The sequence below is a fragment of the Virgibacillus dokdonensis genome, assembly GCF_900166595.1.
GTDB lineage: Bacteria > Bacillota > Bacilli > Bacillales > Amphibacillaceae > Virgibacillus > Virgibacillus dokdonensis.
The window spans coordinates 2,859,831-2,873,781 of sequence record NZ_LT745763.1; the positions used below are offsets into that span (position 1 = coordinate 2,859,831).

10 protein-coding genes are annotated in these 13,951 nt (G+C 35.2%); 4 read left to right on the forward strand and 6 right to left on the reverse strand.

Annotation, left to right across the window (positions count from 1 at the left end; translation table 11 throughout):
• Positions 1 to 217 precede the first annotated feature (217 nt).
• The 3 genes from B2C77_RS22530 to B2C77_RS15040 form a co-directional block, all read right to left on the reverse strand.
• Positions 218 to 508, reverse strand: coding sequence for a putative holin-like toxin (locus B2C77_RS22530; protein WP_077705427.1), 291 nt, complete (start codon positions 506 to 508; stop codon positions 218 to 220).
• Between the two features lie 357 nt (positions 509 to 865).
• A complete protein-coding gene (gene ltaS / locus B2C77_RS15035) occupies positions 866 to 2,824 on the reverse strand; it encodes a lipoteichoic acid synthase (protein ID WP_077705430.1) in 1,959 nt (652 codons plus the stop codon).
• A gap of 311 nt (positions 2,825 to 3,135) precedes the next feature.
• Entirely contained in the window at positions 3,136 to 4,830 is a 1,695-nt protein-coding gene (locus B2C77_RS15040; protein ID WP_176087340.1) for a methyl-accepting chemotaxis protein, read from the reverse strand.
• 581 nt (positions 4,831 to 5,411) lie between these two features.
• Between B2C77_RS15040 and B2C77_RS15045 the strand changes: the two genes are divergently transcribed.
• Positions 5,412 to 6,275, forward strand: a complete 864-nt coding sequence (locus tag B2C77_RS15045; RefSeq protein ID WP_077705435.1) for a methyl-accepting chemotaxis protein — start codon at positions 5,412 to 5,414, stop codon at positions 6,273 to 6,275.
• Positions 6,276 to 6,293: 18 nt separating this feature from the next.
• Complete coding sequence (locus B2C77_RS15050; protein ID WP_077705437.1) at positions 6,294 to 7,751, forward strand: aldehyde dehydrogenase family protein; 1,458 nt, start codon at positions 6,294 to 6,296, stop codon at positions 7,749 to 7,751.
• Positions 7,752 to 7,866: 115 nt separating this feature from the next.
• Here B2C77_RS15050 and B2C77_RS15055 read toward each other — a convergent pair whose 3' ends face one another.
• The 3 genes from B2C77_RS15055 to B2C77_RS15065 form a co-directional block, all read right to left on the reverse strand.
• Positions 7,867 to 10,320, reverse strand: a complete 2,454-nt coding sequence (locus B2C77_RS15055) for a YheC/YheD family protein (RefSeq protein ID WP_077705440.1) — start codon at positions 10,318 to 10,320, stop codon at positions 7,867 to 7,869.
• A 128-nt stretch (positions 10,321 to 10,448) separates the two neighbouring features.
• On the reverse strand, positions 10,449 to 10,727 hold the full coding sequence (locus B2C77_RS15060; RefSeq protein WP_077705443.1) for a DUF2399 domain-containing protein: 279 nt from the start codon (positions 10,725 to 10,727) through the stop codon (positions 10,449 to 10,451).
• Between the two features lie 14 nt (positions 10,728 to 10,741).
• Positions 10,742 to 11,710, reverse strand: coding sequence for a TIGR02677 family protein (locus tag B2C77_RS15065; protein ID WP_077705446.1), 969 nt, complete (start codon positions 11,708 to 11,710; stop codon positions 10,742 to 10,744).
• Positions 11,711 to 12,413: 703 nt separating this feature from the next.
• On the opposite strand from B2C77_RS15065, the gene B2C77_RS15070 reads away from it, so the two are divergent.
• Positions 12,414 to 12,656 (forward strand): hypothetical protein, encoded by a 243-nt coding sequence (locus tag B2C77_RS15070; RefSeq protein ID WP_077705449.1) that lies wholly within the window; start codon positions 12,414 to 12,416, stop codon positions 12,654 to 12,656.
• Between the two features lie 183 nt (positions 12,657 to 12,839).
• A complete protein-coding gene (locus B2C77_RS15075; RefSeq protein ID WP_077705452.1) occupies positions 12,840 to 13,550 on the forward strand; it encodes a DUF5626 family protein in 711 nt (236 codons plus the stop codon).
• Positions 13,551 to 13,951 lie beyond the last annotated feature (401 nt).

Here is a 13,951-nt window from a genome sequence, read left to right on the forward strand (position 1 = left end):
TTTTAAAAATTCCCTCTCTAATCATAGCACAAAAAAGTAAGGTTAGCCCCTGAAACAAAACAAACTCTTTAGCATTTTCCGTATAACTTTGCTATAATAACACATATACTAAAAAGACCACAGTGCTAGCTGTGGTCTATGGATAAGCGGTTCTCAAAAGAGGATCGGCTTTATTGGGATAGGCCTCTGCAATGACGTTTTTTTAAGAGCATGAGGTCTATTTTTTATTCATGATGCGTACCACTAACGTCAACAATGTCACCAGAAAGGTGCCAAATGCGAAAATAACTACAAAAACTTCATATACATTCACCTGGCTCACCCCCTTTCTTATAGGGTTTGCCGCCGACTCCACAAGAACGTTATCTTTATTTAGTATGCCATACATATAGAATTCCATACACAAAAACGGAACAAACGTTCCTTTTCGCCTATATGCAAGCACAAGCCACTTACTAAAGCTTGTATATTCCATTATATGTTCTTTCCGTGCCACGATGTAATGCATTTGAAATGTATATTAACTAAATAGTTATTTGAATACACACATATATTAACAATTTTCCAACGATTAAAAAATCTTCCTTTGTTGTTAAGTTATAGGAAAGGCTATCATTTTTCTTACACTTTCCTATAGGGCATGAATGATCTCAAAAAGCCTCTTTTCATAAGATGCCTTCACTCCCTCTCAAACTTGACAAGCGCACATCCTCCCATTCCTGACAGCGTAAGCCTTACTTACCACGGGCGCCTTATATACGGATAGTATCTCGTTCCACGAGGATCACAAGGCTGCTCTATAATGAAATAACCAATCGGAGCACAGCATAATACTGACCACGATTGGTTATTTTCTTTATTTCTCTTACTCTTCTTTATTGTCACTTTCATCTATAACACTTTCTGGACCACCATAGAAATAATCACTTGTATCAACGGCGTCCCACTTTTCATTCGGTGTGTAAAAACGAAGTAGATCGCCATATAGCACTTCATCGGAGAGCTCAAGTTCTTTCATAACTTTCTCGTGCATTTCTTTCATTTCATCTGTAGGCTCTTCAATAACTTCTTTTGTTTCACTATCATAATATTTTCCGTCTACATAGCTGTACTCTGGCGACATAAAGTTTCCATTACGGAAAGGAACAACCTCATGATGGTCTTCAGAGAACATATCAGTACCAAACTGAATATAGTCTTTCGCATCAATACCAAGAATATGAAGCATGGTCGGCATGACATCAATTTGACCAGCATATGTTTCTACTGTTCCTTCACTCTCTACACCAGGAATTCTGATCATAAACGGAACACGTTGTAAGTCTGCATTCTTCATTGGTGTAATTTCTTCATCCGTTATTTCTTCCATTGCACGATTATGGTTATCAGAAATACCATAGTGATCACCATAAATCATGATAATCGAATCTTCATAGAGCCCTTTTTCTTTCAAATCATTGAAAAATTGTTTTAATGATTCATCTAAATAGCGAGCTGTTTGGAAATATCGATCTACTGATCCATCACCCGTTTCAGCAGGCTCAATGGTAGCATCTTCCTCATCAATCAAATACGGATGATGATGCGTCAACGTCATCATATGCGCGTAAAATGGTTGATCCATATCTTCTAAATACGGCATGGATTGTTCAAAGAAAGGTTTATCTTTCAATCCATAGTTGATAACATTTTCTTCACTCATATCATAGAAATCTTCATGATAAAATTCATTAATTCCTAGGTGTTTATATACTTCATCCCGATTCCAAAACGACTTTCCATCACCATGAAAAACAGAACTTGTATAATTTTGCTCTTGTTCGAGAATTGCCGGTAATGCTTGATACGTATTATTACCTTTTGTAACAAAAGCTGAACCTTGTGGTAAACCATACAACGACGTATCCAGCATTAATTCAGCATCTGCTGTTTTCCCTTGCTCTGTTTGATGAAAGAAGTTATTAAAGTACGTAAAACCTTTCTCTTGTTCATGAACTAAGGAATTAAGAAATGGTGTTACTTCTTCTCCATGGAGCTCGTAATCAATTAAAAATGATTGAAATGACTCCAAGTGAATTTTAATAATATTTTTCCCTTCACCTTTACCGAAGTACTTTTCATTTGGTGCCGCATACTTAGATTTCGTGTAATTTTCTACTTTCGTAATGTCATTACTATCAGCTAAAACGCGCCTTGTTGACGTCTTTGCACTTTGAATAGCATCATAGATTGTAAAATTGAATGCTCCTAAATATTTTACTAGATAGTTTCTATCAAATGTACGTTCTAGTAATTGTGGTCGGTCTGCTTCCGCTAAACCAAGATTAATACTAAAAGCTAATACCCCAGCTGCAATTACTAAAAATGGTTTACGGAATTGCATCCGTTGCACAGACCAATTCTTTCTCACAAAAACAAATAACCCGATTAATAAAATAATGTCAATCCCATACAATAAATCGCTCCACTGTGCTAGGTCAGCAATGCTTCCTCCTATGCTGCCGAAGTTATCTGTTTGAAGCATCGTTGGAATCGTAATGAAATCACTATTGAAACGATAAAACACGACATTCGCATATAAAATAAATGTAAGTATCGCATCAATAATGATAATCCAAATTCCAGCTCTTCTACCCTTTGCAAATAACGCTAGTCCTAGAAAAATTAAGGCAGAACTTAGTGGGTTAAAGAATAATAGAAATTCTTGCATTGCTCCACTTACCCCTAAGCTGAATTCAAATTTATATATCAAATACGTTTTCACCCAAAAAAGCACTAGTGCTACCGCGAAGAATCCTAATTTACTGGATATAAATTTCTTCACTTTCTTCACCTCAAATTGTTATAATTCAAAATTTGTTCCTTTAATTTCATTTAAATTTAATATTAATTTTTCTTAATACGATTGTTAATTATAACGTATTAAATCCTTGCGGTCAATTTTTTTATAAGAGTAATAGTTGACTAGTTTTACCAAAATTTGTCGAAAAACAACTAGATAGAAAAACTCGGTTGACCGCCTTTCATATGTAGCGATCAACCGAGTTCTACTAACTGGCTCAACTTTAGCTGGTGCTTGAAGAACCTTATAACCCAATAAAATGGATAACTATAATAAGAAAATGTACGCTTCCATTATATAGTAAATCGTTGCATTAAAGTTTTTAAATTGTCTGCGAGTTTGGAGAGGCGGTCAGCGTTGGCAGATACTTCTTGCATGGAACTACTAGCTTGCTGAGCAGAGGCAGATGTTTGCTCAATACCAGCTGCAGACTCTTCAGAAATCGCCGCAATTTCCCCCACAGAACCATGCATCTCTTTACTATTTTCAGAAACCCAATCAAAATGTTCTTTAACCTGAGATATTGCATTTGCCATTTCATTGACAGAATGATATATAGATTCAAATGTATCTTTTGTTTCTTTCATTTGTTCTGAACCAGCAGTTACCTCTTTATATCCATCTTGAAGTGATGTAGTTACTTGATCGGACTCTGTTTGAATATCATTAACTACTTTTGTAATATCATTTAGTGACAAAGATACCTGTTCTGCCAGTTTCCGTACTTCATCGGCAACGACCGCAAAGCCTTTCCCATGCTCCCCAGCCCTTGCTGCTTCAATGGCTGCATTTAACGCTAATAAATTCGTTTGTTCAGCGACTTCACCTATCACAGTTACTAATTTTGAAATTTCCTTCGTTTTTATATCTAAACCGCGTACGCTTTCTACAGCATTCTTTACAATATGATCTATCTTCACCATTTGGTCGTTTGTCGTTCCCATAATATCATGTCCAGACTTTGTTTTTACTAAAACTCCCTTAGAAGATTTCTCTATGCGATTACTGTTCTGACTCACTTCTTGGATGATATTGTTTAAATCGTTCATCATACTTGCTAAATTAGCTGCATGATTTGCCTGATTTTCTGCCCCAGAAGCAAGCTCTTCCATCGTCGCAGCCACCTGCTCTGTCCCTTGCTGCATTTCATCAGAAGCTTGGTTCAGAGCTTTCGATTTATCATCAACCACGCTAGACACATTTTTAATGGAAATTAACAATTCTTTTAATTGCTCATTCATCTCGTTCGTTGTCGCCATTAGCTCAGCAATTTCATCTTTTCCTTTTATATCTAGCGGTTCATTATTCAGTTCTCCGTTAGCTATCTTCGTCATTCTTTCTTTCACACGCTTTAACGGTTTTGCTATGGAATAAGCAGTTAGCAATGCAGTAAGCACTCCTAGTACTACAACGGATACTGTAACGATCAACCCAAAGCTTAACGTGAACTCTCCAGCTTGAATAACGTCCTCACTTTTATTTGTAATATTGTTTTCACTCTTTTGTGCTAACTCCTTAAATCCATCAATTAATTGATTTCCAATTGGTTGAATTTCATTTGCCATGATGACCTTTGCTTTAGCACTATTTCCTTCGTCCATTTCTTGAAAGAACTTATCCGTCAGTTCACCCCATTCTAGTTTCTTTTCCATTAAAAGCTTAACTTCTTCCGAATTATTGTGTTTTGAAACATAGTTCTCCAATTCTAACGTTTCATCAATTGTATTTTGGAAGCTCTGTTTATATCGTTCATCATTATATAATAAGTACCCTCGCAAATAACCGGTTCGCTCAGCCATATTAAATGCCAATTGTTCTTCAGTAACTAATAATTGCATATCCTGTTGTATCATTTCTTCTGTACCCTGATTACTTCTGTTAATGCTTATTACATTTATGACTCCTAATAAGATAACTAGCATAATTACAATCGAAAAAGCAAAAAAAAGTTTCATCCGAATGCTTTTAAATGTAAATAACTTACGCATGTTCATTTCTCCCTTGTATATAGTCTAGATGTTCCACTATCGGAAAGTATAAAATTGTAAGGTTTTTAGTATAGCAAAACGATGACATATCATTGCTAAAGATTTGGCGATAATCCAAGTTTTTCTCATAAATAAGTAAATTTTATATAAATATTTTAATCCATATATAAATTTCCCTTCTCCAACGTGGGTGTATAATTATTTTAAACATTCATATAGCTAATTAGTGAACAACAATCAAGTTTTAACAATTCGCTTATTTTTTTATCGGTATAAAGATACGAAATATGAAGCTTTATGAAGTTTTTTTAACAAATCTTCTTATTTATTGTGAGGCAAGGACCTACCTCACTCCTTTTATAATTCGTTAGTTTATAATTAGTAATAAAAATGAAGCTATTTATAAATATTGCTAAGCTTCCGATATTAATAATGGACGCCTTTTTCTTGCGAGTGAAAATTGTTTCTTTATTTAACAACTTCGTATAATGACTTTCTCGTAAGGAAGAAGAGGTATTAAAAGATGATGAAACAAAAAACAAATCAATTAGCTTTACAACCTGATTAGGAGTGTGGATAAAATGAAGGAAACAACAGTTGAGCAAATAAATACGCACCCTTTGCTGCAGTCATTTGTTACTGTTGCTCCATTTTTACAAGATTTAATTAACGATGATATTACAATAGGTATTTATGACACAGAGAAGTTAATTATTAATTTTCCGGCTAACACTTTCTCTTTAAATGTGCAACCTGGCGATCCATTAGTAGAAGGGGATATAGTAACAAATGCCATTCGGCAAAATAAAAACCAATCGGCCATCGTTCCTGCTGAGTTATTTGGTGTGAACTTGATTGCTCGTGCTGTACCACTTCATGATGAGACTGGAAACCTTATTGGGGGTGTTGGGGTCGGGCTTAGTGTGGAAAGAGCAAATCAGCTGTCCGAAATTTCTTCTAATTTGTCAACTGTTTTTGAAGATGTAACCAATACCATACAAGATATGGCAGAATCCATTTCCGGTTTAGCAAATAACATGTCCGTCGTCTCAGAAAAAGCTACAGAAGTTACCAAACAAGTAGATACAATCGAAGACGTCTCCAATGTGGTGAAAGGAATAGCTGACCAAAGCAATTTATTAGGATTAAATGCAGCCATTGAATCTGCCAGAGCTGGGGAGCATGGGAAAGGATTTTCGGTTGTAGCAAATGAAATTAGAAAAATGGCGACAAACTCCAAAGATCATGTGTCTGAAATCCAAACAATAACAAATACGATTAAAGAAGTCATTGCTAATTTGAATAAGCATATTCAAGATACGAATGTAGAATCAGATAGCCAATCAGCGGCTATTGAAGAATTATCTGCAACTGCGCAAGAAATAAATAGTAATATTCAATTACTAGCTCAACTTGCCAAAGAAAATATGCAACTGAAAAATTAATTTATCGGAGGGGTAACTATGTCATTTAAAAAATTGCCAAGTCAATATATTAACGGCGTGTGGAAAGAGGGGGCTTCTCCCCTTATTATGGAAAACAAAAACCCTTATAATGGCGACCTTCTCGCCACATATCGTGCAGGCAGTAAAAAAGATTTGGATGATGCTTATCAAGCTGCAAATGCGGCACAGAAACAATGGGAAAAAACCAACCCTGTAACTAAGCGCGAGGTGTTTGAAAACGCAGTTCAATATATAAACGATAACTATGAATCCATTGTTAAAATAATAATAGAAGAGATTGGTGGGACAAGGTTAAAAGCAGAATTTGAAATAGGACTTGTAACCAACATCATAAAAGAAGCTACCACATTTCCTTTTCGAATGGATGGGAAAATCTTAACCTCCCCTATCGATGATAAGGAAAATAGAGTTTACCGTGTTCCTGTAGGTGTTGTTGGCGTAATCAGCCCATTCAATTTTCCATTTTTCTTATCCATGAAATCGGTAGCAACAGCATTGGCAACTGGTAATGGAGTTGTGCTAAAACCCCATGAACATACACCAATTACTGGTGGAACAATGATTGCATCTATTTTTGAACATGCTGGATTACCAAAAGGTCTACTCAATGTAATCACAACAGAAATTTCGGAAATTGGGGATGACTTTGTTGCACACCCTATCCCTCGAGCTATTTCTTTTACCGGCTCCACAAAAGTTGGAAAACATATCGGTGCCATTGCAGGAAAACATTTAAAGGATGCACACTTAGAATTAGGAGGAAATAGTGCATTAATAGTATTAGAAGACGCGGACATTGATTTAGCGGTAAGTGCTGCTGTATTTAGTCGTTTTACACACCAAGGGCAAATTTGCATGTCTGCGAATCGCTTAATTATACATGAAGCAGTTTATAACGAATTTGTTGAAAAATATGTAGCGAAAGTAGCTACATTACCGTGCGGAGATCCCAAAGATCCAAACACCATTATTGGGCCGTTAATTAATCAACAGCAAGTAGAAACAACGAAAGCTTTCATTACTAAAGCAATAGAAGATGGAGCCAAGCCTATTCTTCAAGGAAAAATAGAGGGAAATGTGATAGAACCTGTGATCTTCACAAATGTGACTCCTACTATGTCTATAGCAAAAGAGGAAGTATTTGCCCCTGTTGTATCTATTTTACAAGCATCAAACGACGAAGAAGCCATTTCTATTGCAAATGATACCTTATATGGTCTAAGTGGAGCTATTCATACAAGAGACGTTGAGCGTGGTGCAGAGCTTGCAAAGCAATTAGATACAGGGATGATCCACATTAATGACGGGACCATTAACGACGAGCCTCATGTCGCATTTGGGGGAATGAAAAATTCAGGTTTAGGACGTTTAAATGGGGAATGGAGCTTAGATGCCTTTACTACTTTTAAATGGATTAGCGTTCAGCACAAGGCTAGAAACTATCCATATAGTTAAAACTCGCATGTTGAACAACCTATAGTATAAAAAACTGCACCCAATTGGGTACAGTTTTTTTTATTTTTAAGCCGCAATAGTCATGGACTAGTAGAAGAAGATATAATTCCCCTTATCATCCTCTTCCTGTGAACAACTCAGAAATATAAGAAAGCAATTGTTTTGCTAAAATTGTTGGATTATATATATAAGATGGACCGCTAGGATTCACATCTAAGACATAGATGTTTCTCAAATCGTTCATCGATAAGCTAATAGCTACTTCAGACATACTTTCTTGATACGTGTTTTTTAAAGTAGTAGCAGCATTTTCAGCAATAGCCATAAGCTCTGATTCCAATAACTTTACCTCTTGACCATCGTATGTCTCTGTTAAATACTCCAGCATATCTCGCCTGTGAACAGTCGCATTGCTTCCTGCTTCAAAACTTTTCGTTTTGACATATCCACTTATGAAATCCCAATTTTTCATTTCCTTGTTCATTAAATGAACATGTATAGAAACCAAATCATCTCTATTTTCGAAAGCTGTAATACGTGGATCAACTTGGACAACATAGCTTCTTTCCTCTAATAATTCCTTTAGTTTATTTGTCAATGGAAGTTGACTGTACACTGTTTTTCTTTTTCCATGAATAAGCAAATATTTACCATGTTCAAGTTCCTTTATAACATGTTCATCATATAATGTCCCAACTTCAGGCTTTAGCACAACCTGGTGATGGGCCTCTAACATTCTAAAAATATCTCTCGTTCTCTTTACTTGTTGGAAAGGTAACATATACTCCCTGTCTGCTAGATGGTTATATAATTCAGATCGTTCGGTGAGATCATTCCAATTATTAGTAAAACTTGCTTTCTCAGACAATTCTTCATACAGCCATTGCATCTGTTTACTATTTCTCATCTTCAATCTATCAAACACTATGTCAGGATACTCTATTATTTTAGCAATCCACACCCCATCCTCTAATACATAACCACGGATGACTCTTTCATATTCATCAACATCCTTGGGACTAAATACATAAAAATAAAATTCTTTTTGTTCTGCCAGCTTTGCAAATTCCTTGGTCAATGCATCTCGAACATGTTTTCCTACTAACATACCTATTGTAGGTTTTCCATTCGTTGACGCATTGGAGATATTGGCTATACTGGAATTAAACCGTTGCTGAAGTATCCGATCAGAACGAAATATACCATTTTCAGCAAGGTATTTCGCATAGGCTATTGTATTGACTGCTCGTTTTTCTTCGTGATAGGCAGTTTGCGGACCATTATTCGCTTCATGCATCCAGTATCTACCATTTTCATCAATTGCAAAATCCAAACCAAGTTCATCTAATGCAAAGTTGTATAACTTATCTAAATGGCTCGCTACTTCTAAGGATAGTTGCAAAATATCATGTGCGTACTTTTCTCCAAGTTCGCCATACTCATGAAGTAAAAATGTATGAAAGTCTTCTACTCTTCCTTCTGTAGCAACATTACTTAAATTACTTTTTCTATTTCCAACACGCGGGTATATGTGCGTGATTATCCAATCCCCTTGTCCATTCTTTTGGACGTGAGAGCGAATATGATACGGTTCATCGTCTTTCGTACGTGTATGAATATACCGTTGAATAATAAAACTACCTTTTTTTCTTAAAATATGCTCTTGCAACCATTTTGAAAACACATCTTGATTTAAAATTTTTTCTTTTTTATGCTCCATTAAAATGTAACGGTTACCTTTTTTGGTAACAAAGAAAATATTTTCCCCACGGTTACTTAATAGTGATTTAAACACTACTTTATTATTTTCTTGTAAAAAGTCAAAAACATCACTTTCCTTTTGACAAAGTCTAAACGGAACGAGTAAATCAGCATATTTACGGTACTTAACCATTCGTTTAGGCAAAGAAAATTTGTTACCTACATGATAGCTTGTAAAAGGGATTTTCCGTCTTAATTCCCTTTCGACATGGGAAGGTCTAATTGTTCCTATATTATTAATGACATCTGGAAAAGGAGCAGTTATTCTCTCCCAGTTTCCATTTACATATGTATCAGCTTCTACCTCATTATTCTTTAGGTCGACATCTGTTTCTGTAAAGAATAGTAAACGGGCATGTTGTTGTTGACTTTCTTTAACTAAAGCTTGAAGCCTTGGTTGAGGTAAGAACTTTACAGGATTCGCCTGTGGGGAGAAGACACCAATTGTATACACTTTTTCAGCTTTATTTTGCCCATCTATTCCTTCCATATAGGATAACATTCTCTTTAAAAGTGGCAAAAATGAAAATTGAAGTACTTCTGTAATCTTAATGAATTTATTTGCTTCCAATAATTGAGCGACTTGCAATAGATAGTTTTCTAATTTACGCTTGTCATCTCGTAAAAACTCGTCATTCTCAAACGTCTTACTTACGGATTGCACACCTTCCACAATAGAACTAAATATAAAGATTGCCTGATGGCTTTCTTCTTGCTTTACTAACTGATAAAAATATTCTGTTGCCTCAACAATGGTATGTAATATGTTGTTCGCTTGTGATAGCTGCTTTTGCGATATTGCCTCCATATGAACACTCCTAAGGGTTTAAAAACTCTTCTTTATTGTTATTATCGGATCAAAATAGAAGTAGTTTGAGAAAATATTTGGATTTTTAATGCAGAGCACATCAGATTTGTTCCAACTTCCCCGCCTCTTCATTTATTTTTAATGTCCTGGATCATATCTTTTACTAGCGCTTCTTGATAGCCTGCTTTTTTCATTCGTTTCATTTCTTTTACAAGTGGCAATAGTGTAGTGTGTTCCATGCACTCTAGTTTTTTTAATCGTTCTTTATCGATTGGTTTCACAGGATTACTTTTATGATATGCCGCTACATCCATTTGCCATAGACGCAACTGGGGTGCATAACGATGTAATAATCTTTCCGCCATTCCCACTCCTTCTGGATAAAAATCACTCGCATAATGAATGATACAATCTTCCTTTGCTAGTAAATCGCTAAATGTAGATAGTCTTTTTTGCGACTACGGAAATAGTGGCGGCGTTCTCCCAATCGCTGGACGACACGAGTAATACGACGAATTTGTTCATTCGTTCGCGTTTGTAAGCTATCTAATTCACTTTCTCGATAAGCATCTCCTAAAAACCAGATTGTTAACGTCTGCCACTTGCCTTCCATATCTTCCATTAATGCTTCATCTTCTGTTACATCTTCAAAACGTGGCACATGTTGCTGGTGAACGATGACTTGCTGCATAAAAGCATATAACTTTTCCTTATCGATCGTCCGAAGTAATTGCTGTGTTTTTTGCGCCGTATGCTGTAACCCAACGATAAAATCTCTTAAATAAGTCGTAAATTGATCTTTAAACACGAGAAAAGCTTCCGTATGTATACGTTCTTCTGCTTGTTCACTATTTATATGTACAATATAATCTGAGGTGTTTTTAGTAATGGAGCGAAAATAGGTGAAAATGTCATTCCACAGTTGCGAACATTCATCAGCCGCTGGAAAGAATGACTGTTGAAGCATCTTTTCTAGTTCGACTAATGATTGGTACAACCGTTCGAATTCTTTTTTCTCCAAAGATCCACCAAATACGTCACCACCTTTTTCCATTTCAACGAGCATTCGTTCAAATTCGACTGTATAAGGTGTACATTGATAACGAAAACGTTTCTTTTTAAATTCCTCGATTGTATGTGCTCTTCCCATTTCTTGTCTAGCTAATAAATTATTCCATTTTACCAATTGATCTAAATCTTGATGGAGTTGTTCTTCTGTATAATCTTTTAAATCCGTTGATTCTTTTAAATACGTCAATATTTCTTCTGGAAATAAAAATTCACGCATTCGTTCATGTTGGATATAGAAATAACGTAGAATAGCTCGATAACTCCAAGCTTTTTCAGCCGTTAAATAACTCGCTTCGACAACCTTTTTATACGTTTGCATATCTACATTCTCCTAGTTTAAACGTTTCTTCACTTAGAATGTACTTTTATCATAGCTAGTGAATCGCCTAAAGGTATTTTATATTACAAGAATCGACTTTTTTTATATTGTAAAGTCTTATAATCCACAAGTCCAATCGTACAATAGAGAGGGGGGGCGTATCTGTCTCAAACAATTTCCAGCACTTCATTTATACACACTTTTACTGTTTGTTTCGTGCGGTAGTGGCCACTGCGGAAAATTTTTTACCATTAGAGGGGGTATCACTTACGTAATGAAGGGAAATATCATCTATATAATTATAGAATAACTACATGCGTATTTATGCCTACATCCTCTTAATAAATCCTTCCAAATGCACTTGTTCATCTTACGATTGCTTGGTATTCTGATTACCGTCGCGTTTGTAGTGAAATGTAGAAATTTTTTAGAGGTTGTTCAAAAAATGCATTGAAAAAACTTAGCTTATCACTAAGTCTTATGACGAAAGCCTTTGTTTTTCTTATACGATAAACCAAAAAAAATTATACTTTTCCTATAGTGCTAAAAAGTGACTCATGGAACTTCATCGTTGCTTATTTAACGGACTGCATACACTCCACTACTTCAAACTTCACCGTCCAGAACTGTTATCCTTTTTATCTATTTTTTGCACATGCGCTTTTTTATATGGTTATCTTCATGCTAAAGGGGGAAACGAGGCTTGAATCAAAAGCAGATAAATGATTTATTATCCACCATGAATGATTTGCTGGAAGAATTGGAAGAAATACGAGAAAAAAGTAGGCAAGTGGATGATCAGTGTAACGATTTAGACATTCGAGCAAGTAATATGAAAGGAAATATAAACCAATTAGAACAAGGGTTACAATCCTTAGAAGGGCAATTTAACTTAGTCACAACAGGTCACGAAAATGTGATCTTTTCCAACACTTCTTGGCTTTAGCCCCATCATCAGTCAAAAATTCAAAATATACAGGAGGTACATTAAAAGAGTATCTCCTCATTTTTATGACCCATATATTCCGAAAATTGTTTTTTTCTGAATAATGTGGTATATTATTCATATGACAATTGACGAGAGGAGGGCATAGGTAAAGAAGCAATACTTAAAGAAGGGGGATTTAAATTGAAAAAAGCTTTTTTCTTATTGTTTGTAATTAGTTTATCATTATTGGCAACGCCATCAGCATCATTAGCTTTGGAAGAAAAAGAACATGACTTGAAATTAACTAACGAGGATTTGTCACATTTACAAGAAGAATTAGTTAAATATGATGTAGAAGCAGAAATAGCTAAGAGTCTAAGTGAGAAGCTTAATAGCGGACAATTACTAGATTCCATGACTATGACAGAGGAAGATGCAGTAGATTCAAGAATTAAGAAGCATTTAGACGGTAGCGAAGAAAAACTCTATATCTATCCTGACGGTTCTATTACAGTGGCAGGTGTTGAACCTGATAAGATTACAGCTTTCGCAGAAGGTATTAAAGGAGGTAGTTGTAGAACTGGAACAGGTTATACAAATTGCACTAACAAAGTGGTTTACTATAAAAACCCTGGCGTTTGGGAAATCAGTTTTAGAGCAAATTATACATTTCAAAGATCGCAATTTGACATTATCTCAAGAGTTTATAATCATAGTGTATGGATGATTGGTGGAACAGCCCAAGACCCATCATTAAGAATGTTAAAATCAAAAGAAAATAGCGCAGGTCCAGCAAAAGCTCGCTTCTCTACTTATCTTAACTTAGGCGGAAGCTATGGAACTTTAACCAGAAGTGTTGAATTGAGAGTAGGTAATAACCGAGCAAAAGTTTACGCTGCTAAATATTATTAATATTTTACAATAGGGGACTATTCCTGAAGAGGAATCCCCTATTTACATTTTAGAAATTTAATTCTACAATTAAAGAAACATTAGATTAATTTCAATAGGAGGAATTGCTGTGTTTCTAGGAGATTTGTTGTCACAACTTTTCGTCTATGGATCAATAGTTTTAATAATATTGATTGTCTTTTTAATATATCGTAATTCGAAAAATAATTAACACATAAAAATCTGTATCCCTTCATAATAATATATTTTATGGTAGTTGTAGCATAAATTATTAAAAACATACCCATTTGATAAAAATAATTTTGCCTATTTTAAAAACAAACCTTCTTAAAGGAGATAAATAAAATTAAGAAAAATCGGGCAAAAACTGAGGCCACTGAAAAAGCCCAAAAAGATATGAT